Consider the following 25,667-nt stretch of genomic DNA (forward strand, 5'->3'; position numbering starts at 1 on the left):
GAGGCGGCCGCGCTAGCGTCGGCGACCCCCGAAACTTCTACGGAGACCGCCGTCGTGACCGATGCCCTGCTGATCGACCGTGACGACCGCGGCGTCGTGACGCTGACGCTCAACCGCCCCGACGTGCGAAATGCCTTCAACGGCGCGTTGATGCAGGCGATCGGTGAAAGCGTCGACGAGCTGGCCGCCGACCCGGAGGTCCGCGTGCTGGTCCTCACCGGGGCAGGCCCGGTGTTCTCCGCGGGGGCCGACCTCAACTGGATGGCGTCGATGCGTGACTACACGTTCGAGGAGAACGTGGCCGACTCGCGACGTTTCGAGGCGATGCTGCGCGCCGTCGACGACTTCCCGGCGCCGGTCGTCGCCCGCGTCAACGGCCACGCGCTCGGCGGTGCCGCCGGCCTCCTCGGCTGTGTCGACCTCGCCGTCGCCGTCCGCGGCAGCCTCTTCGGCTTCACCGAGGTGCGGCTGGGCATCGCGCCCGCCATGATCTCGGCGTACGTCCAGCCGCGGATCGGCACCAGCCAGGCTCGGCGCTACTTCCTCACCGGTGAACGCTTCGACGCCGACCGGGCCCTCACCCTCGGCCTGGTCAGCGAGGTGTGCGAGGCGGACGACCTCGACACGACCTGCGGGCGGATCGTGTCCGAGTTGCTGGCGGCCGGACCCGGCGCCCAGCGCGAGACCAAGCAGCTGATCCGGCAGATCGACCGGCTCGGCCGCGACGAGTCGCGCGAGCTGCGCCTCGAGCTCATCGCCCGGCTGCGCGTCTCGGCGGAGGGCCAGGAAGGCATGGGCGCCTTCTTCGACAAGCGCCCCGCCGCCTGGATCCCCACCACCTGACCACCGCCTCGCCCACTCCCCCACGTTCGGCTCCCGACACGAAAGCGGGCGGCGACCGGCGCCGGGCAACCCGGCCGCGCCCCCACAATCGGCTCCCGACACGAAAGCGGGCGGCGACCGGCGCCGGGCAACCCGGCCGCGCCCCCACAATCGGCTCCCGACACGAACGTGGGCGGTGGCCGGCGTTCGTTTCGGTGTGAGCGGCGGGCTAGGAGGGGACGAGGGGGATGGCGGTGAGGTAGTCCTGCGAACCGTCGCCGGCGTTCTCCGAGAACACGTGCAATTCGGCAAACGGCTCGCCGCCGGCGGCGCTCAGGTCGAGGTCCTCGCGGAACTCGCCGACACACCCGCTGCCGCACTCGGCGGTGAGGAAGCCCTCGTCGAGCAGGCGGCCATCCCCGTCGTAGAGCTCCCACTGCACGGTGGCCTCGTAGACGTTGGAGCAGCCGACCAGCTCGACCGCGTCGAGGTCGTCGATCCGCTGCTCGTCCACCGGCGCGACCACCTCGAGGAAGGCCTCGCCCTCGCGCCCTTGGTGGTCGGCGCACGGGTCGGCGATGGCCGCCTCGTCCGCGGTCGGCTCGTCGGCGCCGGTCTGCGGGTCGTCGCCGTCGTCGGGGTCTTCGGCCGCCTGGTCGTCGTCGCCCTCGTCGGTGACGACGTCGTCCTCGGTCGGCTCGGGCTCGGGGTCCTCGGTCGCGTCCTCGGTGGGCTCGGGTTCGGGCTCCTCGGTCTGCTCGTCGGCAGGCTCGGTCGGGTCCGTCAGGCTGGGTTCGGAGCCGGCGTCGCCACAGGCAGCGAGGGTGAGGGCCAGTGCGAACAGGGCAGAGCGCAGGACAGGACGACGCACACGAATCTCCTCGGAGGCGGCGGAGCTCTCGTCGACCGCATGGAACCAGAACCCAGCACGGCGATGTACCGACGGGAACGCCGTGCGCGGACAGCACGGCATCACGGGCGGCCGGGAACCCCGCCGCAACCGGGCACCCGGTCGGCCGCTGCTACCGTCCGCGCCCACACAGGCGGTCCCACGACACGGGAGAACACGATGCTGCGCCGGGTCCTGGTGGCCAACCGCGGCGAGATCGCCCGCCGGGTGATCCGCACCTGCCGCGCCATGGGCATCGAGACGGTCGCCGTCCACAGCGATGCCGACGCCGACGAGCCCCACGTGCGCGAGGCCGACCGGGCGGTGACGATCGGACCCCCCCCGGCGGCGACGTCCTACCTCGACATCGAGGCCGTGGTGGCGGCGGCGCGCAACTCCGGGGCCGACGCGGTGCACCCCGGCTACGGCTTCCTGTCGGAGAACGCCGCCTTCGCCGAGGAGGTCGTCGCCGCGGGACTGGTGTTCGTCGGTCCTTCACCGCAGGTGCTGCGCCTGATGGGTGACAAGGCCGCGGCCAAGCAGCACCTCGAGGCGGCTGGTGTCCCGGTCGTGCCGGGCATCCACGACGCCTCGCTCGATGACGACGCCCTGGTCGCCGCGAGCGGACAGGTCGGCTTCCCGTTGCTCGTGAAGGCAGTCGCGGGGGGCGGCGGCAAGGGCATGCGGGCGGTGTACGAGCCCGCAGAACTCCCGGACGCGCTGGCAGCCGCCCGGCGCGAGGCGAAGGCGGCGTTCGGCGACGACCGGGTGATCCTCGAACGGCTCGTCGCCCGCCCGCGGCACGTCGAGATCCAGGTCTTCGGTGACGCGCACGGGCACGTGGTCCACCTGCTCGAACGCGAGTGCTCGATCCAGCGTCGGCACCAGAAGGTGGTCGAAGAGGCCCCCTCCCCCGCACTCGACGACGAACTGCGCGAACGCATGGGTTCGGCGGCCGTCGCGGCCGCCCGGTCGGTGGCCTACGAAGGCGCCGGCACGGTGGAGTTCCTGGTCGCCGGTGACACGCTCGACCAGGACGAGCCGGAATTCTTCTTCCTCGAGATGAACACCCGTCTGCAGGTCGAGCACCCGGTCACCGAACTCGTCACCGGGCTCGACCTCGTCGAACTGCAGCTGCGGGTGGCCGCCGGCGAGCGCCTGGAGATCGAGCAGGACGCCGTGCGCCCCGACGGACACGCCATCGAGGTGCGTCTCTACGCCGAGGATCCGGTCCGACAGCTGCCCCAGACCGGACCGGTGCTGCGGCTGCGGGTTCCCGACGGCGACGGTGTCCGTGCCGACCTCGGGGTGGCCGAGGGCAGCGTGGTCGGCCCCTGGTACGACCCGATGCTCGGCAAGCTCGTCGTGCACGGTCCCGACCGTGCCACGGCCTGCCGACGGCTCGTCGCGCTCCTCGAGGACACGGTCGTCCACGGCGTCACCACCAACCTCGAACTCCTCGCGGCCATCGCACGACACGACGCGTTCTTCGCCGGCGACCTGACCACGGCGTTCCTCGACGAGCACCTCGGCGACTGGGCGCCCGCGCCGACCCCGCCGGCCGCGCTGACCGCGGCCGCGCGAGCGCTGGCTGCCAGGCGGCGCCCCGCACCCGCGGGCGACCCGCACCGGCCGTGGGACACGCTCGGCCCCGTCCGGCTCGGCGGCGCCGGCGGCTGGCCCGTGACGCTCGTCGACGACCGCACCGACATGGCCACCGTGGTGCGGATGACCGAGGGCGCCGACGGCATCCGGGTCACCGACGCGGACGGCCGCGACCTCGCCGCTCACGACGACCGTGACGACGACCGTGACGACGACCCGGTCGTGACCGTGCACGAGACCGACGCACGCACGGACGTCTGGGTCAGCGTGGCCGGCACGACCAGGCGGCTGACGGTGACGCCGGCGACGCGCCACGCCGATCCGGCCGAGCTCGCCGGCGGGGCCGCGTTCGCCTCGCCCATGCCGGGGTCGGTGATCGCCGTGCCGGTCGAAGCGGGGCAGACCGTGACGGCCGGCGCCACACTGGTCGTGGTCGAGGCCATGAAGATGGAGCACCCTGTCGTCGCTCCGGCGGACGGCACCGTCACGACACTGCACGTGAAGGTGGGACAGTCCGTCGAGGCCGGCGCGCCGCTGCTGGCGTTCGAACCGGCCTGACCCCGTCTGAAGGAGCGGTCCGTGCAACTGCCCCAACAGGTCACGATCGTCGAAGTCGGCCCGCGTGACGGACTGCAGAACGAGCCCGGCACCGTTCCGACCGAGGTGAAGGTCGCGTTCATCGACCGGCTGGCCCGCACCGGCCTGCCGGTGGTCGAAGCCACCTCGTTCGTGCACCCGACGTGGGTGCCGCAGCTGGCCGACGCGGCGGAGGTGCTCGCCGGGATCGACCCGGTCGACGGCGTTCGCTACCCGGTCTTGGTCCCCAACGAGCGCGGGCTCGAGCGCGCGCTGGCGTCGGGTGTCGCCGAGGTCGCCGTCTTCGGTGCCGCCTCGGAGGCGTTCAGCGCGAAGAACCTCAATCGCACGATCGACGAGTCGCTGGCGATGTTCCGCCCCGTCGTCGCACAGGCGCGACAGGCCGGTCTGCGCGTGCGGGGCTACGTCTCGACGGTGTGCGGCTGTCCCTACCAGGGCGACGTACCGGTGCGGGACGTGGTGCGCATGACCGTCGCCATGCTCGAGCTCGGCTGTGACGAGATCTCGCTCGGCGACACCATCGGCGTTGGTACGCCGGGCTACGTCCAGGACCTGCTCGCGGCGGTCACGGCGGAGGCACCCGTCGAGCGCCTGGCCGTCCACATGCACGACACCTACGGGCAGGGGCTGGCCAATACGTTGGCCGCCTTCGAGGCCGGGGTCACGATCGCGGACAGCTCGGCCGGCGGGCTGGGCGGCTGCCCCTATGCCCCGGGCGCGAAGGGAAACCTCGCCACCGAGGACCTGGTCTATGCGCTGCACGGCTCGGGGGTCGACACCGGTGTCGACCTCGAGGCACTGGTCGACACGACCGCGTGGATGGCCGAGCAGTTGGGCCGCGCCCCGGTCTCGCGGGTCGCCGAGGCGATGCTCGCGAAGCGGCGCCGCTGACTCACTCGGTTGCCTGCGCGGCCGCCGCCAGCGCCGCCTCGCCGAGCCGCTCGAGGCCGGCGTCGAGGTCGTGCAGGTGCAGCATGCGCAGCGGCCCGTCGGCCGCGTCGGCCCAGGCACGCGCCACGGACAGCGGGTGGCCGGGGTCGTCGGGCCAGCCGACGGCGGCGAACGGCACCGGGAGGCGCGCCAGTTCGTCGAGGGTGGGCGCCTCGCCGCCGTCCAGGGCGAGCAGGGCGGCAATCAGGCTGTCCGGATCGTGTCGGCGGTAGTCGGTGAGCAGGGTATCGCGCAGCCATCCTGGCATGGCGGTGTCCGCCGTCAACCGGGTGAGCAGGTCCGGCAGACCGAGGGCACGCACTTCGGCCGCGATCGCCGCGTGCGGTCCCTCCCCCGGCACGGCGGCGCCGGTCCACGCCGGCAGACACGCCACGACGGCGGTCGCCTCGAGCCGCTCGGACGCGGCAGCACGCACGGCCGCATGTCCACCCAGCGAGACCCCGACGACCCATGCGTCGCCGCCGACCTCCGCAACGACGGCCTCGAGGTCGGCCGCGTACCGCTCCAGTGCGTGACCCGCCGGAGCGCGGACCGGGCCGGACGCGCCGTGCCCACGCTGGTCGAAGGTGACCAGGCGACGCCCTCGTGCGAGCACCGGGCCGGCGAACGCGGCGATGACGAAACGCGCAGACGAGCCGGCCCCGTGGGCGACGACGACCGGGGATGCAGCCGACGGGCCGAGTTCGAACAGGGCCAACCTCGTGCCGTCAGGGGCCGCGAGATCCCGCGGCCGCACGGACGGGCGCGGATCGGCGGCACTGGTCACTGCACGGTGCCGAGCAGTTCCGCGAGATTGGTCGGTGTGAGTTCGGAGAGCACGCGGCCGACCATGCGTCCGTCGGTGTCGAACGTGACGGTGGTCGGCAGGCCGCGTGCACCGAGCTGGAACGCGATCTGGTCCCAGTCGGCGTCACGGACGGCGGGGAACTCGATCCCGAACTGGGCATGGCCCTCCCGCGCGTCCTCGTAGGCATCGTGACTGGCGACGCCGAGGAAGGCCACGTCGGGGTGGTCCGCGGCCGCCTGGTTCAACAACGGGATCTCGCGTTCGCAGGGGCCACACCAGCTCGCCCACAGGTTGACGACGACCGCACGCCCGTCGGCGTTCTCCCGGGCGATCCAGCCGGCGACCTGTTGCCAGTCGGCCTCCTCGAAGACGACGTCGCGTGGAGGAAGTTCCTCGGCGACATCGACGTCGTCGATGTCGAGGCCCGCGTCCCCCGGCAGCGCGGCGCCGGCCTGTGGCGGCGGCACGCCGAAGTCGACCACCTCGTCACCGCCGTCGAAGGTGGTGATCGCGTAGACCGCGACGCCGACCATCACCAGGACGGCGGCGATCGGCACGACGACGCGGGTCCGCATGCTCAGGCGCGGGCGGGGACGTCGGCGAGGACCTCCCGGGATGCCGCGAGGAACAAGTCGATCTCGTCGGGGGTGCCGACGCTGACCCGGATCTGCTCGGCCATGCCGTAGGGCGCCAGCGGACGCACCCCGACGCCCCGGTCGGCATAGGCGGCCACGACCGGGTCGGCGGCCGTCCCGAGTTCGATGGTCAGGAAGTTGCCGAGACCGTCGGTGAAGGGGATGCCGAGTTCGCGCAGCTCGGCCGCCATCCGGGTGCGACCCTCGCGCGTTCCGTCGACGGTGCGACGCAGGTGGTCGAGGTCGTCGAGGCTCGCGATCGCGGCCGCCTGGGCGGCCGCCGCGACGTTGAAGCGCGAGCGCCACGCGTCGATCGAGGCGACGAGTGCGCCGGGACCGGTCAGCTGCCCGATGCGCAGGCCGGCCAGGGCGTGCGCCTTGGAGAAGGTGCGCAACACCAGCAGCCGGGGATGGTCGAGTCCGAGTTCGGCAGCGGTCGCGTAGTCCTGCTCGCCCCGGGCGAAGTGGTGATAGGCCTCGTCGAGCAGGATCGTGACGTGCTCGGGCACGCCCTCGACCAGTGCCCGCAGTTCGTCGCCGGTGAGGTGCGCGCCGGTGGGGTTGCCGGGATTGTCGACGGCGACGACACGGGTGTCCCCGGTGACGGCGGCCAGGAGCCGCTCGACGTCGCGCCCGTAGCCGTTGCGTTCGTGGGTGGCCGGCCCGTCGGTCTCGACCTCGACGTAGCGGGCTCCGGCGTTGCGGGCGCCCAGGCGGTAGACCACGAATCCGCGGGCGAAGCTGACGACCTCACCGGGGTCGCCTCGGGCTTCGCGGGCAGCGGCGCACTCGTGCTGGATCGCATCCATCAGCAGGGCGGCGGAGCCGGTCCCCACCGCGACCTGCTCGACCGGCAGGCCGTCGTGCTGGGCGATCGCGGCGCGCAACGCGGATGCCTGATCGTCGGGATACAGATGCGCCTCGGCGATGGCCGCGTTGGCCGCCGCCACGGCAGCCGGGGACGGACCGAACGGCGACTCGTTCGACGACAGCCGGACCTTCATGCCAGGCGGTGGACCGACGGCCGCCGCCGATGCCACCCCGCCGGATTCCGTGCTCATACACCCTCCCGAAGCCCGTCGGGCAACCGGTGCACGAGGGTAGTCGAGGCGGCTACAGGTACAGCCCGGTGGCGCCGTCGCGTCGCGTCGAGCCGACGGCGTGGATGTCACGCTCGCGCACGATCAGGTACGCGTCGCCCTGCACGTCGACCTCGATGGCGTCCTCGGGCAGGTAGAGCACCTCGTCGCCGGTGGACACCGAGCGCACGTGCGGGCCGACACCGATCGCCTCGCCCCAGATGCCCTTGCGGTCGACCGACTTGGCGGTCGCGGGGATGAGGATGCCCGCCTTGGTGCGGCGCTCGCGATCGTCGGGCGGCGACACGAGGACGCGGTCGCCGAGCACGGCGACGCTGCGGCGGAGTTCGGTGACGGGTTCGGATGCGCTCATGCGACGAGCCTACCGCCGGCCCCGACGCGCCCACGATCACCCGGGCTCGAACCGCAGCCGCCGGCATCCCGGTCCGGCTGGCGTCCCGGCTCGACGGTGGAAGCTTTCGAAGGGTAGCCTCACCTCCTGCCCGAGCAGCGCGAGGTCCCGTGGAGTCGAACCGCCCGCCGACGGCCGACGCCGCATCGGCGTTGGTCGTCGCCGGCCTGCACAAGCGCTTCGGGGGCACGGTGGCCGTCGAGCACATGGACCTGGTGGTCCCACAGGGCAGTCTGACCGCCCTGCTCGGTCCCTCCGGCTGCGGCAAGACGACCGCCCTGCGGTCCGTCGCGGGCCTGCTCAGTCCCGACCGCGGCACGATCTCGATCGACGGCCGGATCGTGTCGGGCCCGGGCGTGCACGTCCCGCCCGAACAGCGCCGCATCGGCATGGTGTTCCAGGACTACGCGCTGTTCCCCCACCTGAGCGTGGCGAAGAACGTCGCCTACGGGCTGACGGGTGTGGCGCGCGCACAACGTCGCCGGCGCGTCGCCGAGGTGCTCGACCTCGTGGGGCTCGGCGCCTTCGGCAGCCGCCTGCCGGTCGCCCTCTCCGGCGGCCAGCAGCAGCGCGTCGCCCTCGCCCGCGCCCTGGCGCCCGAGCCGGAACTGATCCTGCTCGACGAGCCGTTCTCCAACCTCGACGCGGCGTTGCGCACCGTGGTGCGCGAGGACGTGCGGACGATCCTGCAGGCGGCAGGTGCGACGGCCCTGTTCGTCACCCATGACCAGGAGGAGGCCCTGTCGCTGGCCGACCGCGTCGTGGTGATGGACCAGGGGCGCGTGCACCAGGTGGCCGATCCGCAGACGCTGTACACGCAGCCGGCAACACGCTTCGTCGCCGAGTTCGTCGGCGAGGCCGACATCCTGACCGGCCGGCGGGTCGACCGCTTCGTCGTCGACACCTCGCTCGGCCGTCTGGCGACCTCCTCGCCGGTCGAGGGACACCAGTGTTCGGTCGTCGTGCGACCCGAGTCGCTCCGCCTGGTGCACGACGCGCAGGGCCGGGCGGTGGTCACCGCCATCTCCTACTTCGGGCACGACCAACTGGTGCAGGTCCAGCTCGCCGACGGCCTGGTGCTCCGGGCACGGCGCGGCCCGGCGCTCGACCTCCGACGCGGCGACCGTGTCCAGGTGCACGTCGATGGTCCGGTCGTGGTGTTCGACGACACGACGACGGCATCGTCCGACGTGCTCGCCCCGGCCTGACGCGCAGGGGTCATCCCCGGCGGGCCGAGACGATCGCCACGCCACCCCCGGCGACGATGCCGAGCGCCAGCGCCAGGGTGATGATGACGCCGGTCGAGAGCCCGGTGCTCGGTACCTCGCTGGCAGCGAGGACCGCCGAGCTCACGTTCACCAGCATCGCCGGCAACTGCCCGTGGGACTCGTGCGCGGTCTCGGCGATCCAGTCCAGCCGCTCGCCGTCGGTGCACTCCTGCGTGACCGGGACCCAGAGGGTGGCACCATCGAGGTCGGCGTCCGGGGTCACCTCGACGCCGAGGAAGATGGCCTCGAGCGTCCCGGCCGGGTCGTCGAACTGCCAGCGCGCGTGCTGGACCTCGCCGGCGCTGTCGGTCTCGGTGGTCAGCGTCCAGCCCTCGACCTCGCGTGGCACGACCGTGAGTCCGTCGGGAGGTGACAGGGTCACCGAGGTCGTCGGATAGGTCTCGTCGTCGTTGGCCGGGATCGTGCCCCCCGGTCCGCACCCGTGCACGATGACGACCTCGCTGTCGCTGGCGGTGCCCGGCACGAGGTCGCCGGGCATCAGCCCGGCGTGCGCAGCGGCCGGCCCCGCCCACAGCATGAGCAGGGCGAAGGTCGTCGAGGTGGTGAGGGTGAGCCTGCGCACGGGGAAGCACCTTGGTCGGAACATCGGTGCGAGGATCGTGACGACTCGCCGGGCCGCTGCAACGAGTCCCGCGACCCTGATCCGGCGGGCCGAAAGCCCTACCGCGACGTGCTCCCGGCCGGGCCACGGCTTCCTCGTCGTGCACGCGCGCTGGCCACGGACCAGCCGACGAAGTTCCAGAGACCGACCGTGACCACGCCGGCCCCCATGAACAGCCGCACCCCCGAGTCGTCACCGCCCTCGCCGTACTCGTTGCGTTCGACGTTGCCCGCGTCCCAGACGAGCAGGACGACCAGCACCACGGCCGCCACCATCATGGCGGCGCACAGGCGCGTTGCCCACCGCGTCGCCCGCGTCGGCCGCACGGCCGAAGCGAACGCGAGCAGCGGCGCGACGACGGCGGTTCCGGCGAGGGTCAACAGCAGCAGTGATGGCCAGTCGATGTCGGACCCTCCTCGAGCAGCGGAGCCGCTCCAAGGACCCATTCAAGCCTGGTCGCGCTCCCGCCGTTCGCGAATCATCAGGACGGCCAGCGGCACCGAGCCCAGCAGGACGAGCACCAGCGCGGGAAGCGACGCCCGCGCGAAGAACGCCTCGGTCGTCGCCGACCACACCCGTGTCGCCAGCGTGTCGTAGCCCGTCGGCGCCAACAGCAGGGTGGCGGGAAGCTCCTTCAGCGCGGTCAGGAACACCAGGGCGCCGCCGGCCAGCGCCCCCCGCCGGGCCAGGGGCAGGGTGACCCGACGCAGCGCCGCGAGCCGGGACGAACCGAGCGTGCGGGCCGCGTCCTCGACGTTGGCGTTGACCTGGAGCAGCGATGCGCGGATCGCGCCGACCGCCTGCGGCAGGAACAGCACGACGTAGGCGAAACCAAGCATGGCCAGGGTCTGGTAGAGCCCCGGAACGGTGCGGATGCCGACGTAGACCAGTGCGAGCGCGACCACGATGCCGGGGAGCGCGTAACCGGTGAAGGCCGCCCGCTCGACGAGGCGGGCGAGGCGCGAACGGCTGCGGGTGGACCACACGGCCACCGGGACCGCGCACACGACCGCTGCGGAGGCACCCAGTGCCGCAGCCAGCAGGCTGCGTCCCGCGGGGCCGACCACGGCGGCGAGCGGCTCACCGGCCCGCAGACCGCGGGCCAACCAGTACAGGATCACCGACACGGGCAGCACGAGCCCCGCGATGACCACCGCGCCGCAGAGCGCGGCTGCGGGCCAGCGCCAGCGCCCGAGTCGGACCCGCGACGGTGCCCGCCCACTCCCCCGCACCCCGAACTGACCGCCCCGGTCGCGGGCGACGCGCGCTTCCAGCACCAGGAACACGACCGTCATGGCGACGAGGAGCAGCCCCAGCATCGCGGCGGGCGCGCGGTCGAAGGCGGCCCGGTACTGCAGGTAGACCGCCCGGGTGAAGGTCGAGTAGCGCAGCATGGACACGGCGCCGAAGTCGCTGAGGACGTACAGCGTCACGAGCAGTCCGCCCGCGGCGGCGGAGGGGCGCAACTGCGGCAGCGTCACCCGGAAGAAGGTCTGCAGCGGCCCACGGCCGAGCGACCTGCTGGCCTCCTCCAGCGCCGGATCGAGGCCCCGCAGTGAGGCCTGGACGGTCAGCAGCACGTAGGGAAACGTGAACAGCGTCAGCGCGGTGAAGGCACCCCAGAAACCGTAGGGCGAAGGTGGTCGGACCCTGAACCAGTTCTGGAGCAGACCGCCCGGTGCGAGGGCCGCGACCAGTGCGTAGCCGCCGACGTAGGTCGGGATGACCAGGGGCAGCGCCGTGGCGACGGCGAAGAAGCGCCGGGCCGGCAGATCGGAGCGCACCGTCAGCCATGCCAGCGGGACCCCCAGCAACAGGCTGGCCGACGTGACGCTGCCCGCCAACAGCAGCGTGCGGCCGGTCAGCCGGACCGTCTCGGCTGAGGTCACCAGGGCGAGGAGACGCGCCGCCGGCAACTCCGACGCCTGTACCACCAGGAAGACGGCGGGGACGAGCATGGCCGCGGCGACGACCAGCGCCGGGATCCAGATCGCCGGATGCGTCGGTGAGGCGGGACGCTTCCCACGCCCGTGCCGCGTGGGAGCGGTCGGGGTGGGCGGGGGGCGGTGGTCACCGACGGGGTCGGGACGTACGCCGGTGAGGTCGCGGTTCATCGTCGGCGACGGTAGCGCGCCCCGTCCGCGGCCCATGGCCGCGGACGGGGCGCGTCGTGTTCGTCGTCCTACTGCAGGGCACCGGTCTCCTGGAGCAGTGCCAGGGTTCCCTGCAGGTCCTCGAGGTCGGAGAGGTCGACCGACGGCGGGTCGAGTTCCTCGGTCGTGGGCAGGTCGGTGGCCTCGATGCCCTCGACCGCCGGGAACTCGCGCTCGTTGGTCTCCGTACCGAAGTAGTTCTGCACCTCGTCGCTCAGCAGGTACGCGACGAACTGTTCGGCCGCATCGGGCTGGTCGGTGGAGGCGACGACGCCGACACCGGCGACGTTCACGAGGCCACCGATGTCGCCGGGCAGGAACTTGTTGGCGACCGGGAAGTCGGGGTCTTCCGCGAGGAAGCGCAGCAGGTAGTAGTGGTTGACCAGCGCCACGTCGACCTCGCCGCGCGCGACGGCCTCGACCTGCGAGGCGTTGTTCTCGAACACCTGCACGTCGTTGGCGATCATTTCCTCGAGCCACTGGCGGGTGACGTCCTCGCCCTCGGTGACGCGCATCGCGGTGACGAATGCCTGGAACGAGCCGTTGGTCGGCGCCCAGCTCACCCGGCCGGACCACTCGGGGTCGGTGAGGTCGAACACCGAGTCCGGGACGTCGTCCTCGGTCATGGTGTCGGTGTTGTACGCCAGCACGCGGACGCGGCCCGTGACACCGACCCATTCGCCCGTGGTCGAGGCGAAGGCCGGCTCGACCTTCGAGACCAGCTCGTCGGGCAGCGCCGCGAAGCGGTCCTCGGCCGCGAGAGCACCGAGGGCACCGGCGTCCTGGCCGAAGTACACGTCGGCGGGCGATGCCTCGCCCTCGTTGATGATCGTTGCGGCCAGCTCGGCGGTGTCGCCGTACCGCACCTCGAGCTCGATGCCGGTTGCGTCGGTGAACCCGTCGAGGATCTCCCCGACCAGTTCCTCGCTGCGTCCGGAGTAGACCGTCAGAGGGCCCTCGGCGTCGTCGGTTGCGGCGTCGTCGTCTGCGCTGCTCGCGTCGTCGTCGGTCGCGCCATCGTCGCCGGCAGGCTCGTCCGCCGGCTCCTCGGTGGCGGCTGCCGTTGGCTCGTCGGCTTCGCCGGTGGCGGTGGTCTCGCCGCCGCAGGCGGCAGCCAGCAGGGCGAGTGCAGCGAACACGGCTGCGGTGGCTCGGGTCGTTCGCACGGGTGTTTCCCCAGGTCGGTCGGTTCGGGACGCGGCCAATCGGCCACAGAACGGTGAGGTTAACCTAACCAACCGAACGGGCGTCAAATCGAGGTCAGGCGCGGCGGGCCACCGCTTCGCGACGTGCCGCGGTCAACGCGACCAATCCGAAGACCACGAAGCTGCCGACGACCCACGCCAGGTGCACGGCCGCCGGACGGGGTGTGAGGCCGACGAAGGCGGCCACGTCACCCTCGGGTGCCACCTGTCGCCAGGCGAGCTGACCGTAGTGGTAGGTCGGCAGCCATGGCGCCACCTCCTGCAGGAGCCGGGGCAGGTTCTGCAGTGGGAAGAAGAAGCCGGAACAGAACGACAACGGCAGGAACACCAGGTTGGCGATCATCGAGGCGGCCCGTGGGCGGACGAGGTAGGCCAGGGCGAAACCGATCGTGCTGAATGCCAGGACGCCACCGGCCAGCACCGCCGCGAGACGCAGCCAGGTGGTCGGGGGAAGCCGGACTCCCCCGGCCACGGTCGCGACCAGGCCGATCGCGAGCACGATCAGCAGGCTGTGCGCCACGGCCATGGTGGCCTTGCCGGCCAGGTGCACCCCCTCGGGCAACGGGGTGGCCCGAAGGGTCCGGGTCCAACCGCGCCCTCGTTCCTTCGCCAACTCGTCACCGAAGGTGAAGATCGCCAGCGACACGATGCCGTAGGCGCTGAACGAGACCGCCATCATGGCACCGACCGGCGTACCCCCGGGCAGCAGGCTCCGCGACACGGGCAGACCGAACATGGCGTAGAGGATCACCGGGATGGCGAGCGCGCCGCCGACGAACTCGGCGGCCCGCAACGTGGAGGCGAGCTCGGTCCTGATCTGCCACCGCAGCGTCCGCGCGAGCAACCGCGCCCGGGACGGGGCGTGCGACGGAACCTCGACCGCGGGGGTCATCGTGCCACCTCCTCGAATTCGTCCGATGGGGCGGACGCCGTCGCGTCGCCGGTCACCTTCAGGAACGCCTGCTCGAGCTCGGCATCGGCCACCGTCAGGTCCTCGACCCGCCAGCCGCCGTCCAGCAGTGCGTGCACCACCAGCTGGGGCCGGTCGCCACGAACCACCAACCGCCGCAACCCGTCGGCCGCGGCCGGCGACTCGGTGACGTGGGCGACCCCGGACATCGAGGTCACCGTCGTAGCGGCGGCATCGGTGACGAACGTCATGACCTTGCCGGCCACGAGCGACTTCAGTTCGCGAGGCGTCGCGTCGGCGAGCACGCGGCCCTCGCCCAGCACGACCACCCGTTCCGCGACCTCGTCCGCCTCGACGAGGTCGTGGGTGGCGAAGACGACGGTGGTGCCACTGGCTACGGCGACGTCGGCCTGCTCCCAGAACGCCCGCTTGGAAGCGACGTCCATCGCGGCGGTCGGCTCGTCGAGCACCAGCAGCCCGGGACGGCCGACGATGGCCATCGCGAGGAGCAGCCGCTGTCGCTCACCGCCGGACAGCGCGGTGACGGTTCGCCCGGAACGGGACGCGAGTGCGGTGCGTTCGAGCACCTCGTCCACAGGGGACGGATCGGGATACGCCGCACCGATCAGCGAGACCAGTTCACGGACCGTCACCTGCTCCGGCAGCCCCGCCCCCTGCAGCATCGCTCCGGTCCGCAGCCGGTTCTCGCGCGAGCCGGGCTGCGCACCGAGCACGCGCACGCTGCCGGCGGTCGGACGCACGAGGCCGAGCACGAGCTCGAAGGCGGTCGTCTTGCCTGCGCCGTTCGGCCCGAGCACGGCGACGAGCTCGCCGGGCTCCACCACGAGGTCGACGCCTGCCAACGCCTCGAGCTCACCGTAACGTTTCCGGACGCCGTGGAATTCGATGACGGGTGCCATGGTCGCGCTCCTGCACGCAACGGCCCGTGCCAGGCCGTTTCACCACGACGCTACGCCGAACGCCCGCCGGCCACCCGTGCCACAGGTCATCAGGTCGCGCATGACTTCTGGCACTCCCGCCCCACGGGACGGCGGGCGTAGGCTGCGGCGATGACCGATCAGCAACTCACCCGGGTGTCGCTCGCGGCCGGTGTGGTCGCAAGCGCCTCCGTCGGCGTGCCCGTCCTGCTCGAGCAGTTGCTCGGCTCGGGCGACCTGATCGGCCCGTACCGCGCGTGGTGGTGGAGCGCCTACCTCGTCCACCTCGGGGTCTTCCTCGGCTACGACCTGGCGGTCGCCCGGCTGCCGTGGCTCGACGGGCGCTGGTTGCTGGCGGTGCAGATCGCGGCGGGCCTGGCGGCGGTCGCGCTCGCACCGACGCTGGGGTTCACGTCGGTGCTCCTGGTCATCTCGGCCGCCAGCGCGGCGTACGTGCTCTCGCCCCTCGGCGCCGGAGGGGTCGTCGTGTTCCAGAGCGTCGCGACGGCGGTGTGGTTGGCCACGGGGTCCTGGCACGGCCTGGCGGCGGTTCCCCCACTCGAGGTCGTGCTCATCTCGCTGGTGTACGCCAGCTTCCAGGGGTTCGCGACCCTGGTCGTCATCGGGCAGCGCCGCGAGACCGCCGCACGGGAGGAGCTCGCCGAGGTCAACGCCGAGCTGCAGGCCGCCACGGCGCTGCTCGCAGCGAACAGCCGCAACGACGAGCGCCTCCGCATCGCCCGGGAACTGCACGACCTCGTCGGCCACCAGCTGACCGCCCTCGCCCTGAACCTCGAGGCCGCCTCCCACCAACACGGCGAGGAACAGCAGCGGTCCGTGGCTCGGGCACGCGCTATGGCCAAGGACCTGCTCGGGGACGTGCGCGACGCCGTCGGCGACCTCCGTCATCCGGTCCCGAGTCTGCGTGCCGCACTCGAGTCCGTCGCCGTGCGGGTGCCGCGACCACGCGTCCACCTCGACGTCGACGACGACCTGCCCCTCGAGGCGGCCCAGGCGGCAGCGATCGTGCGCTGCGTCCAGGAGGTCGTCACCAACGCGGTTCGACACAGCGATGCCGACAACCTGTGGGTGTCGGTCTGCCGTGATGCCGGTGGCGGGCTCGAGGTCCGGGCCCGTGACGACGGTCGCGGAGCCGAGCAGGTGCGGGCCGGCAACGGCCTCACCGGGATGGCGGAGCGGCTCGCGAAGCTCGGTGGGGAGCTGACGTACTCGGCCGCCCCCGCCGAAGGCTTCCGGTTGCGCGCCCGGGTTCCGGCCGCCGCCCCCGCGCCATGATCCGAGTGTGCGTGGTCGACGACCAGACGCTCGTGCGCCAAGGGCTGCGGCAACTGCTCGAACTCGCCGACGACATCGAGGTGGTCGCCGAGGCGGGTGACGGCGACGCCGCGCTCGACGTGATCGCCGAACACGCCCCCGACGTGGTGCTGCTCGACCTGCAGATGCCCAAACGCGACGGCATCGCGACGTTGGAGGCGCTCGCCGGTCACGCCGCGCCGCCACCGGTGCTGGTCCTGACCACGTTCGACGACGACGAGCTGGTCCTGCGGGCGCTGAAGACCGGCGCGCGCGGCTATCTGCTCAAGGACGTGACCCTCGAGCAACTCGTCGGCGCGGTCCGCACGCTCGCGACGGGCGGCAACCTGGTCCAGCCGGCGATCACCGAGCGACTCGTGCGGGCCCTCGGTCGCTCGACCCGGGACGGCGCCGCTGGCGGCCTTCCCCGCCACGAGCCGCTGACCGGCCGCGAGCTCGAGATCCTCCGCCTGCTGGCCGGTGGCTACGCCAACCGTGAGATCGCCGACGCCCTCCACCTCGCGCCCGGCACGGTGAAGAACCATGTGTCGAGTGTGTTGCTCAAGCTCGGCGTCCGCGACCGGACGCGGGCCGTGTTGCGCGCACTCGACCTCGGGCTGCTCACCGCCGAGCGCGAGCTCGACTAGGCCAGCTGGCCCCGGATCACGGCCGACCGAGCGCCAGCGGCCGGATCTTCCGGCGCAGGTCGCGCACCCTCGGCGACCCACCGTGCCGTCTCGTGCCGCCAGGAGCCGACCATGCCCACCACCGACGCGTCGTCGGGCGGGTCACCGGTCGAGGTCGGTGAGCTGACCTTCATCGGCACCGCCACCGTCCTGCTCCGGGTCGCGGGCTTCACGATCCTGACCGACCCCAACTTCCTGCACCAGGGCCAGCACGCCAAGCTCGGCGGCGGCCTGCGGTCGAAGCGCCTGACGAACCCGGCCATGGAGATCGGGGACCTGCCGCCACTGGACCTGGTCGTGCTGTCGCACCACCACGGCGACCACTTCGACGAGGTCGCGATCGCACGGCTGGACAAGCGCGTGCCGATCGTCACCACGCCGCACGCGGCCCGCAAGTTGCGGCGTCAGGGCTTCCAGCGCCCGGTGGCACTGCGGACCTGGGAAACCCACGACGTGGCGAACGACGACGCGACGCTGTCGATCACCTCCCTTCCCGGCAAGCATGCGCCCGACCCCCTTGCGCGGGTGTTGCCGCCGGTCATGGGCAGCGTGCTCGAGATCACACCGGCTGGTGCGCCCCAGCCGTTCCGGATCCACATCACCGGCGACACACTGATGCACGACCGCCTCGAGGAGATCCCGCAGCGCTATCCCGACCTCGATCTGTCGCTGCTGCACCTCGGCGGCACCAGGATCGCCGGGATCCTGCTGACCATGGACGCCGCGCAGGGCGTCGCCATGCTGCGACTCGTGCGGCCCCGCACGGCCATCCCGATCCACTACGACGACTACACCGTGTTCCGCTCGCCGCTGTCGGACTTCCGCGACGCGGTGGCGCAGGCAGAGCTCGACGCCGAGGTGGTCTGGCTCGCCCGCGGCCACACCCACCGGTTCCCGCTGACCTGATCAGCCCGACGAGACGACCGTCCACCGAGGAGAGCGTTCGATGTTCGAAGTGTTCACGACGGCCCATCAGCTGCTCGGCTACCTCGTCGCGCTGGTGGTGCTCGCCTTCGCCGTGGTCGGATTCGCCGAACGGCGGGCGACCGCGTACGAGGCGCGCATGTTCGTGATCCCCGCCATCGCGATCGACGTGCAGGTGCTGGGCGGCCTGGCCATCTACACGATCGGCGGCTACTGGGACCATCCGTCGTGGCTCGTCCGGATCCTGCATCCCCTGCTGGCCATCAGCGCCCTCGTCGTCACCCACGTCATGATCGCCCGGGCGCGGCGAGCCGACGCCGTGCTCGCGGCCCGGCGGACCGCATCGATCGGTCTGCTCCTGGCGCTCATGCTGATCGCCGGGGCCATCGCGGCGGTGAGCGCCGGCGTGCGCGGGGCCGGCTGAGCACCGCTGCCGCCCACCTGCCGGGTCTACGCTGTCGGCGAGGCGGCAGAGGAGTCGCAGGTGGCGCGGACGGGCCCCCCGGCGTACGCATGGGACTGGTTCACACGCCAGCGGCTGCTGTGGCGCGAGGCTCGCAGCCGCCTGGCCGAGGCCGCCGACACCGCCGCAGCGCGCCGGTACGCGGCCGTCGAGACCCGCACCGACGTGGTCCCGATGCTGCGGGCCGACTACGCCCGTGACCCACAGGTCCGTGAGGTGGTCCACGCCGTCGTCGCCGAGTACGCGTTTCTCGGTCGCACCGATGCCCGCTTCGAGGATCTCGGCCTGCGCAACCCACCCCGCGGGCTGCGTTGGTGGTGGTCGGCGCTCACCGGCGAGGAACCCGATGTCGCCGCGGGCGGGGTCGAGCCTCCCGCCGAGCCGCTGCAGCTCGAACTGGGCGAGGTGTTGCGCGGCTACGGGGACGGCTGACCCCGGTCCGCCCTTCGACGCCCGCGGACAGGCTGGATGGGCCGAGTGGCCCGCTCGCGGACTCGACGCCGCGTGGCACCCTGGCGGCATGCGACCACCTCTGCCGCGCCGCTCGGACGGGCTTCCCGGTGCGCGCGCCCTGGTTCGGCGCCAACTCGGGCGTCTCTTCGGTCCGCCCTCGTTCGATCCCGCCACCGATGCGGGCGATCCCGGCCTGTGTGGTCCGGGATCGGCCTCGTGGCACGTGATCGGTGAACCGGCGGCGATCGCCGGCGGACTGCGGGCGCTGCTGTTGCAGGTCGCCCATCCCCTGGCCATGGCGGGGGTCGCCGACCACTCCGCCTTCCGCACCGATCCGTTGGGACGGTTGCACCGCACCTCGGCCTACGTGACCGCTTCGACGTTCGGATCGACCACCGAGGCGCTGCGGGTCGCGCGGCAGGTCCGCCGGGTCCACCCGCACGTCCGTGGCACCGCCCCGGACGGGCGCAGCTACCGCGCCGACGACCCACGCCTGCTGACCTGGGTGGGGGTCGCGCTGACGTCGTCGTTCCTGGCCGCCGACCGGCTGTGGTCGCCCCAGCCGCTCGACGCCGCCGGGCGCGATGCGTTCGTGCGCGAGCAGTCCGCGATCGCCGCACTCCTCGATCCGGCCGTCGACGTCGACGGCATGCTGGCCGACCCGGCGGCACTGGCGGCGCTTCGCGCGGGGCAGGTCCCGCTGCCGATGCTGGACACCGGAATCCTGCCGTCGAACGAGGTCGAGCTGCAGGCGACGCTCGACGACTTCGCTCCCGAGCTCGGCGTCAACGACCAGGGGCGCGCCGCCCTGCGGTTCCTGCGATGGCCGCCCTTGCCCGTCGCCGTCCGGGGCGCCTACCTGGTCCTGTATGCCGGCGCCATCGGATCCCTGGCGCCTCGTGAGCGTCGGGCGTTGGAGTTCGCCCTGCCGACCCCCGCGGCCACGGCCGCCGTGGTACAGACCCGCGCCATGCTCGCGGCCATGCGTGCCGCGACGGGCGTCTCCCCCAACGTGGGCGCCGCCCGCCGGCGAGCCACTGCCTCGACCCCCTGAACTGGAGCTTCCATGCCCGACGCCCACGACACCGCCAGCGCGTTGCCGTTGCCCGACGAGGTCGACGCGCTGGTCGTCGGTGGCGGGCCCGCCGGAAGTGCAGCGGCGACCTGGCTCGGCCGCTACCGCCGGCGCACGCTGCTGGTGGACGCCGGCGAACCCCGCAATCGGTGGGTCGAGCAGGTGAACGGGCTGCCCGGCCTGGATCCGGTGCCGCCCGAACAGCTCCAGGAGCAGCTCCGTCGCGGCCTGGCCCGGTACCCGCACGTCACCCGGGTCGAGGCACGGGTCACGGAGCTGACGGCGGAATCGGTGGGCGACTGCCGCTTCGTGGCGACCCTGGACGGCGGCCGCCGGGTCGCCACACGCCGCGTGGTGCTGGCGACCGGCGTCCGCGACGCCTTTCCCGACCTGCGCCGTTTCGAGGAGCACTACGGCGCGGACGTCTTCCACTGCCCGAGCTGCGAGGGCTTCGATGCGCGCGACAAGCACGTCGTCGTCCTGGGTTGGGGCCCCCACGTACCGGCGTTCGCCTCGGAGCTGCTGGACTGGGCCAGCTCGGTGACCATCGTCACGGACGGACCCACGCCGCAGGTGTCCGACGAGCAGCTCGACGCCTGCACGCGCCTCGGGATGGCGTTCGTGACCGACGACCCCGCGGAGGAGTTCGTCGGCACGCGTGGAGACATGCAAGGCGTCCGACTGGCGAGCGGGCGCGTCCTGCCGGCCGGCATGGCCTTCTTCTCGATCGCGCACGATGCCGATCTGTCGCTCGCGGAAGCGCTGGGCTGCGCCGCCGACGCGGACGGGGTGCTGCTCGTCGACGACGAGGCGCAGACGTCGGTTCCTGGCGTCTTTGCGGCCGGCGACATCACCCCGGGCATGCAGCTGGTCGCGGTCGCCATCGGCAAGGGGACGGTCGCCGGGGTGGCCTGCGCCAAGTCGCTGCACGGACGTGAGACCTCGCCGGAGTCCCCCACAGCTGCCCCGGACACCGCGCCGCTCGAGCCGCCCGAAGCGCAGGAGCGGGCGTCGTGAACCGCGGTCCGGATCGCAGGCCTCGGCACGACCTCGCCGCCCTGCCCGTGGGATACTCGCCTCCGGGAAGCCGAGCGGAGGAACCGCGATGAGTGGGCCGGTCCAGGACCGCGACCGGGAGTGCGAGGACGAGCTCCTGCCCGGTCTGGAGCTCCGTGAAGGGCGCCACACCGCGGTCGGTGGGTTGCCCGTGACGCGGGTGCTGCCGACCAAGGGGCGACGTGACGTCGGCCCGTGGTGCTTCGTCGACCTCGCCGGCCCCGCAGACGCGGAGCAGCCAGACCCCATGGAGGTCGGCCCGCACCCCCACATCGGGTTGGCGACGGTCACCTGGCTGCTCGAGGGCGAGGCGCTGCACACCGACTCGCTCGGTACCGAGCAACTGATCCGGCCGGGACAGCTCAACCTGATGTACGCCGGCCACGGCATCGCCCACGCCGAACTGGCGGCGAAGCCGCCCTTCCGGGGTGTCCAGATGTGGCTGGCACAGCCCGAGACGACCCGGCACGGGGCGTCGTCGTTCGAGCACCACGCCGAGCTGCCACGACTGGAGGTGGAGCGGGGCGAGGCGTTGGTGTTCGCCGGCCGACTCGCCGATGCCCACTCCCCCGCGCGGACCGACTCGCCGCTCGTCGGTGCCGACGTGACGATCGGGCGCGGCCGGACGCCGCTGCCGCTCGAGTCAGGGTTCGAGCACACGGTCGTGCCGTTGGACGGGCGGGTGTCGGTCGGCGGCGAGGTGGTCGAGCCCGGCTGGCTCGCCCTGCTGCCGGCCGGGCCGGACGAGCTCGTCGTCGAGGCCGAGACCGACGCCACGCGCTTCCTGCTGCTGGGCGGTGAACCGCTGGGCGTCCGGCTCGAGATGTTCTGGAACTTCGTGGCTCGCGACCGCGACGAGATCACCCGGGCCTGGCGCGACTGGCAGGCGCACGACACCGACCGCTTCGCACCGGTGCCCTCGACGTTGCCGCGTGTCGACGCGCCACGGCCGCCCTGGATGACGCGATGACCCACCTCACCCACGTCGACGCCGACGAGGGCGGTGAGCGGTGGTGGAAATCGGCGGTCGTGTACCAGGTCTATCCGCGCAGCTTCGCCGACAGCGACGGCGACGGCGTCGGTGACCTTCCGGGGATCACCGGTCGACTGGACCACCTGCACCGACTGGGTGTCGACGTGGTGTGGTTGTCGCCGGTCTATCCCTCGCCACAGGACGACAACGGCTACGACGTCAGCGACTACACCGACATCGATCCGACCTTCGGCACGCTGGCCGACCTCGACGAACTCGCCGATGGCCTGCACCGGCGCGGCATGAAGCTGGTCATGGACCTGGTGTTCAACCACAGCTCGGACGAGCACCCCTGGTTCCAGGCCTCACGGTCGGGTCACGACGACCCCAAGCGCGACTGGTACTGGTGGCGGCCGGCCCGGCCTGGAATGGCGCCGGGCACGCCGGGCGCCGAACCGAACAACTGGGGCAGCATCTTCTCCGGTCCTGCGTGGGAGTTCGACGAGGCGACGGGCGAGTACTACCTGCACCTGTTCTCGCGCAAGCAACCGGACCTGAACTGGGAGAATCCCGCGGTCCGCCACGCCCTGTACGACGTGATGCGGTTCTGGCTCGATCGCGGCGTCGACGGCTTCCGGCTGGACGTCATCAACTTCATCTCCAAGGACGTCCGGCTGCCCGACGGACACGTCGGCCCCGGCAGCCGGTTCGGCGACGGGTCGCCGTACTTCATGTCGGGCCCACGCATCCACGAGTTCCTGCAGGAGATGCATCGTGAGGTCATCGCGCCCCACCGGCGACCGACCCTGCTCGTCGGCGAGATGCCCGGCGTGACCCTCGAGGAGGCGCGTGCCTTCACCGACCCCGCCCGTGGCGAGGTCGACATGGTGTTCCAGTTCGAACACGTCCAGCTCGACCAGGGCACCTCGAAGTGGGACCCGCAGCCGCTCGACCTGCGCGCGCTGAAGGCGTCCCTCGCCCGCTGGCAGGTCGGGCTGGCCGAGCGGGGCTGGAACAGCCTGTATCTCAACAACCACGACCAGCCGCGGGCGGTGTCGCGGTTCGGGAACGACGGTACGCACCGGGTCGCCGCCGCCAAGATGCTGGCCACGGTGCTGCACCTGCACCGCGGCACGCCCTTCGTCTACCAGGGCGAAGAACTCGGCATGACCAACGCCGCGTTCGACCGCATCGAGTCCTTTCGCGACATCGAGTCCCGGAACCATTTCGCCGAGGCGGTGGCCGGTGGCACCGACCCGGCGCACGTACTCGACCTGCTGCAGGAGCGCAGCCGCGACAACGCCCGCACGCCGATGCAGTGGGACGACTCCACCAACGCCGGGTTCACGACCGGAACGCCGTGGATCGAGGTGAACCCCAACCACGCCGCGATCAACGCGGCCGCCGCCGTCGCCGACCCCGACTCGGTCTTCCACCACTACCGGCGGTTGATCGAGCTGCGGCACACCGACCGGGTCGTGGTGCACGGCGACTTCACGCTGCTGCTGCCCGACGATCCCCGGGTGCATGCGTTCACGCGCCGCCTCGACGACGTCGAACTGCTCGTCCTCGGCAACTTCGGAGACACCCGGGTCCGCCCCGACCTCGACGGCTGGGCGGGTGCCGAGGTGCTCGTCGGCGCGGCCGCTGGCGACCTGCTCGAACTCGACCCCTGGGAGGGCAGGGTGCTGCGCCGCCATCACCGGGGCTGATCGGCCGCGTAGACCGGGGCGAGTCGGCATCGGGGCGGTTACGGTCGGGCGGAGCGAACAGGTGCATGACGGGTGCGTACACGAGGGCGATGGGTGATGGCGGCGGCGCTCACCGCAGGGTTGCTGTCGTCCGGTTGTGACGAGTCACCACCGGCACACGAGGTCCACGAGGACCAGCAGATGCCTCCCGACGAGCTCGGCGACGAGGCGCCGGACCATCCCGCCGGCCCGGACGGCGAACGTGACTGATCCGGCTGGATCGGCCCGTTCCCGGCGACCGCCGTCCTCCGTCACCGACTCCGCAGCAGCACCGCGACCGAGCGGGCACACTCGTGGTTCCCGCCTGCCACGTTGACGACCCAGCGACGGTCACGGGTTCTCCACGAGATGACTGTGACCTCCTCACACCTGCTCGCTGCCGTCCGCGAGTTCACGACGACGATCCTCAACCCCTACGACCTCCCCGATCTCCTCCACCGGCTCACCGACCACGCAACGATGGTCACGGGTGCGCAGGGTTGCGGCATCATGCTGGCCGGAAACGATGGCCTGGGGTTCGCGGCGGCCTCCGACGACGGCGTGGTCGACGTCGAGGTGACCCAGGACCGTATCGACGACGGTCCCTGCCACGCGGCGTACGAGCGCGACCAGACCATGGCGATCGGTGATCTCGAGGCTGAGGATCGGTGGCCCGAGTACCGACAGCGGGCCCTGGAGTCGGGGTTCCGAGCCGTCCTCGGCATCCCGATGCGGGCCTGGGGGCAGACCATCGGCGTGCTCGACATCTACCGCCGCGCTCCCGGTCCGTGGAGCGACACCGACCGGGATGCCGCCGAGATCATGACGGCGATGGGCGCCGGCTACATCCTGCACGCCAACCAGATGCGGGCGCAGCACGAGCTCGCCGACCAACTCCAGACCGCGCTGACCAGCCGCGACATCATCGGCCAGGCCAAGGGCCTGCTCATGGCCCGGCACCGTGTCGACGCCGACGAGGCGTTCGACATGCTGCGGTCGACGTCCCAGCGAGGCAACATGAAGCTGCGTGAGGTCGCCGCCAAGGTCATCGAAGCGGAGAACGCCCGGGCGTGAAACGCAGGGAACCGGCCGTCTCCGGCCGGTTCCAAGGGTGGGGCGTAGAGGATTCGAACCTCTGACCTCTTGCGTGTCGAGCAAGCGCTCTAACCAACTGAGCTAACGCCCCGCGCGTCGCGAGCGGGCGTCGCCGCTCAGCGGGGGCGAACGGTACCCATGGCCTCACCGGGTGGCAAACCCCATGGGCGCCGGATGTCGCACCGCACGTCCCTAGGCTGCGTCTCACCCGAACCCCGAGGACCACATGAGCCGGCCGATCTTCGAGCGCGACGGCGAGCGCGTGGTACCGACGGCCCTTGCCCGCGGCCCGTGGGATCCCGGGCACTGCCATGGGGGCGCACCCGCGGCGCTGCTCGCGGCCACCGTCGATGCCGTGCCCTCGCTGGTCCCCATGCAGGGCGTCCGGCTCACCTACGACCTGTTGCGACCGGTTCCGCTGTCACCACTCCAGGTGCACACCCGGATCGTGCGCGAGGGCAAGCGGGTCCAGGTCGTGGAGACGTGGCTGACCACCGACCACGCCACCGAGCTGATGCGGTGTCGCGCCCTCCGCCTGCGGATCGGCGAGGTCGACCTGCCCGGTGGAGCCGTCGTCGACGACGCCCCGCCCACCACCGGACCGGACGAACTCGAGCGGCTCGCCGACCTGCAGGGCTGGGAGGCCGACGGCTTCTGGCGCGCGGTCGACGTGCGCATGGTGTCGGGGATGCTGGGCGAGGCGGGGCCGGGAACCGCGTGGTTCCGGGTCGTCGCCCCGCTCGCGGACGGCCTCGCGCTCACGCCGCTGGCGCGTGTCGCGGCGACTGCGGACTTCGGCAACGGGATCGGGTCGCCGTTGCCGATGGCCACCCATCTGTTCGTCAACCCGGACCTGAGCGTGCACCTCGACCGCCTGCCGGAAGGCGAGTGGCTGGCCATGGCGTCGCACTCGGTCGCGCAGGCCACCGGCAACGGGCTGACCACCTCGACGCTGTACGACCGCGGTGGCCGGATCGGGCTTGCGGCCCAGAGTCTGTACGTCGAGGGCAGCCGCTGAGCGCCGC

The 25,667-nt window shown here is 72.2% G+C and carries 27 protein-coding genes and 1 tRNA gene; 16 read left to right on the forward strand and 12 right to left on the reverse strand.

Annotated features, from left to right (window positions below):
- The first annotated feature begins 54 nt into the window (after positions 1–54).
- Positions 55–843: an enoyl-CoA hydratase-related protein gene (locus ACERMF_RS09230; protein WP_373668769.1), complete on the forward strand. Its 789-nt coding sequence runs from the start codon at positions 55–57 to the stop codon at positions 841–843.
- A gap of 208 nt (positions 844–1,051) precedes the next feature.
- Here the strand turns inward: ACERMF_RS09230 and ACERMF_RS09235 are convergent, their stop codons facing one another.
- Complete coding sequence (locus tag ACERMF_RS09235) at positions 1,052–1,693, reverse strand: Gmad2 immunoglobulin-like domain-containing protein (RefSeq protein ID WP_373668770.1); 642 nt, start codon at positions 1,691–1,693, stop codon at positions 1,052–1,054.
- 198 nt (positions 1,694–1,891) lie between these two features.
- Between ACERMF_RS09235 and ACERMF_RS09240 the strand changes: the two genes are divergently transcribed.
- Together ACERMF_RS09240 and ACERMF_RS09245 are read left to right on the forward strand one after the other, a co-directional pair.
- Positions 1,892–3,874, forward strand: a complete 1,983-nt coding sequence (locus tag ACERMF_RS09240) for a biotin carboxylase N-terminal domain-containing protein (RefSeq protein WP_373668771.1) — start codon at positions 1,892–1,894, stop codon at positions 3,872–3,874.
- Positions 3,875–3,901: 27 nt separating this feature from the next.
- Positions 3,902–4,804, forward strand: coding sequence for a hydroxymethylglutaryl-CoA lyase (locus ACERMF_RS09245; protein WP_373668826.1), 903 nt, complete (start codon positions 3,902–3,904; stop codon positions 4,802–4,804).
- Position 4,805: 1 nt separating this feature from the next.
- Here the strand turns inward: ACERMF_RS09245 and ACERMF_RS09250 are convergent, their stop codons facing one another.
- The 4 genes from ACERMF_RS09250 to ACERMF_RS09265 all read right to left on the reverse strand — a co-directional run bounded on the left by ACERMF_RS09250 (position 4,806) and on the right by ACERMF_RS09265 (position 7,738).
- Entirely contained in the window at positions 4,806–5,561 is a 756-nt protein-coding gene (locus tag ACERMF_RS09250) for an alpha/beta fold hydrolase (RefSeq protein ID WP_373668772.1), read from the reverse strand.
- A 65-nt stretch (positions 5,562–5,626) separates the two neighbouring features.
- A complete protein-coding gene (locus ACERMF_RS09255) occupies positions 5,627–6,226 on the reverse strand; it encodes a TlpA family protein disulfide reductase (protein WP_373668773.1) in 600 nt (199 codons plus the stop codon).
- A 2-nt stretch (positions 6,227–6,228) separates the two neighbouring features.
- Positions 6,229–7,347 (reverse strand): histidinol-phosphate transaminase, encoded by a 1,119-nt coding sequence (locus ACERMF_RS09260; protein ID WP_373668774.1) that lies wholly within the window; start codon positions 7,345–7,347, stop codon positions 6,229–6,231.
- Positions 7,348–7,399: 52 nt separating this feature from the next.
- A complete protein-coding gene (locus tag ACERMF_RS09265) occupies positions 7,400–7,738 on the reverse strand; it encodes a co-chaperone GroES (RefSeq protein ID WP_373668775.1) in 339 nt (112 codons plus the stop codon).
- Between the two features lie 149 nt (positions 7,739–7,887).
- Between ACERMF_RS09265 and ACERMF_RS09270 the strand changes: the two genes are divergently transcribed.
- Positions 7,888–8,985 (forward strand): ABC transporter ATP-binding protein, encoded by a 1,098-nt coding sequence (locus tag ACERMF_RS09270; RefSeq protein WP_373668776.1) that lies wholly within the window; start codon positions 7,888–7,890, stop codon positions 8,983–8,985.
- A 10-nt stretch (positions 8,986–8,995) separates the two neighbouring features.
- Here the strand turns inward: ACERMF_RS09270 and ACERMF_RS09275 are convergent, their stop codons facing one another.
- The 6 genes from ACERMF_RS09275 to ACERMF_RS09300 form a co-directional block, all read right to left on the reverse strand.
- On the reverse strand, positions 8,996–9,628 hold the full coding sequence (locus ACERMF_RS09275) for a DUF1775 domain-containing protein (RefSeq protein ID WP_373668777.1): 633 nt from the start codon (positions 9,626–9,628) through the stop codon (positions 8,996–8,998).
- Between the two features lie 98 nt (positions 9,629–9,726).
- Complete coding sequence (locus tag ACERMF_RS09280) at positions 9,727–10,113, reverse strand: hypothetical protein (protein WP_373668778.1); 387 nt, start codon at positions 10,111–10,113, stop codon at positions 9,727–9,729.
- Positions 10,114–11,781, reverse strand: coding sequence for an ABC transporter permease (locus tag ACERMF_RS09285; protein WP_373668779.1), 1,668 nt, complete (start codon positions 11,779–11,781; stop codon positions 10,114–10,116).
- A 68-nt stretch (positions 11,782–11,849) separates the two neighbouring features.
- Complete coding sequence (locus tag ACERMF_RS09290; RefSeq protein WP_373668780.1) at positions 11,850–12,986, reverse strand: extracellular solute-binding protein; 1,137 nt, start codon at positions 12,984–12,986, stop codon at positions 11,850–11,852.
- Positions 12,987–13,080: 94 nt separating this feature from the next.
- Complete coding sequence (locus ACERMF_RS09295; RefSeq protein ID WP_373668781.1) at positions 13,081–13,917, reverse strand: ABC transporter permease; 837 nt, start codon at positions 13,915–13,917, stop codon at positions 13,081–13,083.
- On the reverse strand, positions 13,914–14,855 hold the full coding sequence (locus ACERMF_RS09300) for an ABC transporter ATP-binding protein (protein ID WP_373668782.1): 942 nt from the start codon (positions 14,853–14,855) through the stop codon (positions 13,914–13,916). The genes ACERMF_RS09295 and ACERMF_RS09300 overlap by 4 nt, the downstream gene beginning before the upstream one ends.
- 150 nt (positions 14,856–15,005) lie before the next feature.
- On the opposite strand from ACERMF_RS09300, the gene ACERMF_RS09305 reads away from it, so the two are divergent.
- From ACERMF_RS09305 to ACERMF_RS09355, 11 genes are all read left to right on the forward strand, one after another.
- Positions 15,006–16,169 carry a sensor histidine kinase gene (locus tag ACERMF_RS09305; protein ID WP_373668783.1) on the forward strand — a complete coding sequence of 388 codons (1,164 nt, stop codon included), beginning with the start codon at positions 15,006–15,008 and terminating at the stop codon, positions 16,167–16,169.
- Complete coding sequence (locus ACERMF_RS09310; RefSeq protein ID WP_373668784.1) at positions 16,166–16,834, forward strand: response regulator; 669 nt, start codon at positions 16,166–16,168, stop codon at positions 16,832–16,834. The genes ACERMF_RS09305 and ACERMF_RS09310 overlap by 4 nt, the downstream gene beginning before the upstream one ends.
- 111 nt (positions 16,835–16,945) lie before the next feature.
- Complete coding sequence (locus ACERMF_RS09315) at positions 16,946–17,779, forward strand: MBL fold metallo-hydrolase (protein WP_373668785.1); 834 nt, start codon at positions 16,946–16,948, stop codon at positions 17,777–17,779.
- Between the two features lie 40 nt (positions 17,780–17,819).
- Positions 17,820–18,221: a hypothetical protein gene (locus ACERMF_RS09320; protein ID WP_373668786.1), complete on the forward strand. Its 402-nt coding sequence runs from the start codon at positions 17,820–17,822 to the stop codon at positions 18,219–18,221.
- 60 nt (positions 18,222–18,281) lie between these two features.
- Positions 18,282–18,692, forward strand: coding sequence for a hypothetical protein (locus tag ACERMF_RS09325; protein ID WP_373668787.1), 411 nt, complete (start codon positions 18,282–18,284; stop codon positions 18,690–18,692).
- An 88-nt stretch (positions 18,693–18,780) separates the two neighbouring features.
- A complete protein-coding gene (locus ACERMF_RS09330; RefSeq protein WP_373668788.1) occupies positions 18,781–19,767 on the forward strand; it encodes an oxygenase MpaB family protein in 987 nt (328 codons plus the stop codon).
- Positions 19,768–19,779: 12 nt separating this feature from the next.
- Positions 19,780–20,805, forward strand: a complete 1,026-nt coding sequence (locus ACERMF_RS09335) for an NAD(P)/FAD-dependent oxidoreductase (RefSeq protein WP_373668789.1) — start codon at positions 19,780–19,782, stop codon at positions 20,803–20,805.
- Between the two features lie 88 nt (positions 20,806–20,893).
- Complete coding sequence (locus ACERMF_RS09340; protein WP_373668790.1) at positions 20,894–21,814, forward strand: pirin family protein; 921 nt, start codon at positions 20,894–20,896, stop codon at positions 21,812–21,814.
- Positions 21,811–23,529 carry an alpha-glucosidase gene (locus ACERMF_RS09345; RefSeq protein ID WP_373668791.1) on the forward strand — a complete coding sequence of 573 codons (1,719 nt, stop codon included), beginning with the start codon at positions 21,811–21,813 and terminating at the stop codon, positions 23,527–23,529. Before ACERMF_RS09340 ends, ACERMF_RS09345 begins: the two co-directional genes overlap by 4 nt.
- Positions 23,530–23,601: 72 nt before the next feature.
- A complete protein-coding gene (locus ACERMF_RS09350; protein WP_373668793.1) occupies positions 23,602–23,778 on the forward strand; it encodes a hypothetical protein in 177 nt (58 codons plus the stop codon).
- A 144-nt stretch (positions 23,779–23,922) separates the two neighbouring features.
- Positions 23,923–24,621, forward strand: coding sequence for an ANTAR domain-containing protein (locus ACERMF_RS09355; RefSeq protein WP_373668794.1), 699 nt, complete (start codon positions 23,923–23,925; stop codon positions 24,619–24,621).
- 38 nt (positions 24,622–24,659) lie between these two features.
- On the opposite strand, the gene ACERMF_RS09360 is transcribed toward ACERMF_RS09355, so the two are convergent.
- Positions 24,660–24,733, reverse strand: a tRNA-Val gene (locus ACERMF_RS09360).
- A gap of 135 nt (positions 24,734–24,868) precedes the next feature.
- Here ACERMF_RS09360 and ACERMF_RS09365 point away from each other — a divergent pair.
- Positions 24,869–25,660 (forward strand): thioesterase family protein, encoded by a 792-nt coding sequence (locus ACERMF_RS09365; protein WP_373668795.1) that lies wholly within the window; start codon positions 24,869–24,871, stop codon positions 25,658–25,660.
- The last annotated feature ends 7 nt before the right edge of the window (positions 25,661–25,667 follow it).

This window comes from Egicoccus sp. AB-alg6-2 (assembly GCF_041821025.1).
Classification (GTDB): domain Bacteria; phylum Actinomycetota; class Nitriliruptoria; order Nitriliruptorales; family Nitriliruptoraceae; genus Egicoccus.

What these genes read in the sequence shown, in the direction of transcription:
- ACERMF_RS09255 (WP_373668773.1), bottom strand. Translation starts at nt 6,226, where the DNA reads ATGCGGACCCGCGTCGTCGTGCCGATCGCCGCCGTCCTGGTGATGGTC.
- ACERMF_RS09295 (WP_373668781.1), bottom strand. Translation starts at nt 13,917, where the DNA reads ATGACCCCCGCGGTCGAGGTTCCGTCGCACGCCCCGTCCCGGGCGCGG.
- ACERMF_RS09240 (WP_373668771.1), top strand. Translation starts at nt 1,892, where the DNA reads ATGCTGCGCCGGGTCCTGGTGGCCAACCGCGGCGAGATCGCCCGCCGG.
- ACERMF_RS09305 (WP_373668783.1), top strand. Translation starts at nt 15,006, where the DNA reads ATGACCGATCAGCAACTCACCCGGGTGTCGCTCGCGGCCGGTGTGGTC.
- ACERMF_RS09330 (WP_373668788.1), top strand. Translation starts at nt 18,781, where the DNA reads ATGCGACCACCTCTGCCGCGCCGCTCGGACGGGCTTCCCGGTGCGCGC.
- ACERMF_RS09300 (WP_373668782.1), bottom strand. Translation starts at nt 14,855, where the DNA reads ATGGCACCCGTCATCGAATTCCACGGCGTCCGGAAACGTTACGGTGAG.
- ACERMF_RS09280 (WP_373668778.1), bottom strand. Translation starts at nt 10,113, where the DNA reads ATGGGTCCTTGGAGCGGCTCCGCTGCTCGAGGAGGGTCCGACATCGAC.
- ACERMF_RS09285 (WP_373668779.1), bottom strand. Translation starts at nt 11,781, where the DNA reads ATGAACCGCGACCTCACCGGCGTACGTCCCGACCCCGTCGGTGACCAC.
- ACERMF_RS09260 (WP_373668774.1), bottom strand. Translation starts at nt 7,347, where the DNA reads ATGAGCACGGAATCCGGCGGGGTGGCATCGGCGGCGGCCGTCGGTCCA.
- ACERMF_RS09265 (WP_373668775.1), bottom strand. Translation starts at nt 7,738, where the DNA reads ATGAGCGCATCCGAACCCGTCACCGAACTCCGCCGCAGCGTCGCCGTG.
- ACERMF_RS09320 (WP_373668786.1), top strand. Translation starts at nt 17,820, where the DNA reads ATGTTCGAAGTGTTCACGACGGCCCATCAGCTGCTCGGCTACCTCGTC.
- ACERMF_RS09315 (WP_373668785.1), top strand. Translation starts at nt 16,946, where the DNA reads ATGCCCACCACCGACGCGTCGTCGGGCGGGTCACCGGTCGAGGTCGGT.
- ACERMF_RS09340 (WP_373668790.1), top strand. Translation starts at nt 20,894, where the DNA reads ATGAGTGGGCCGGTCCAGGACCGCGACCGGGAGTGCGAGGACGAGCTC.
- ACERMF_RS09365 (WP_373668795.1), top strand. Translation starts at nt 24,869, where the DNA reads ATGAGCCGGCCGATCTTCGAGCGCGACGGCGAGCGCGTGGTACCGACG.
- ACERMF_RS09310 (WP_373668784.1), top strand. Translation starts at nt 16,166, where the DNA reads ATGATCCGAGTGTGCGTGGTCGACGACCAGACGCTCGTGCGCCAAGGG.
- ACERMF_RS09345 (WP_373668791.1), top strand. Translation starts at nt 21,811, where the DNA reads ATGACCCACCTCACCCACGTCGACGCCGACGAGGGCGGTGAGCGGTGG.
- ACERMF_RS09335 (WP_373668789.1), top strand. Translation starts at nt 19,780, where the DNA reads ATGCCCGACGCCCACGACACCGCCAGCGCGTTGCCGTTGCCCGACGAG.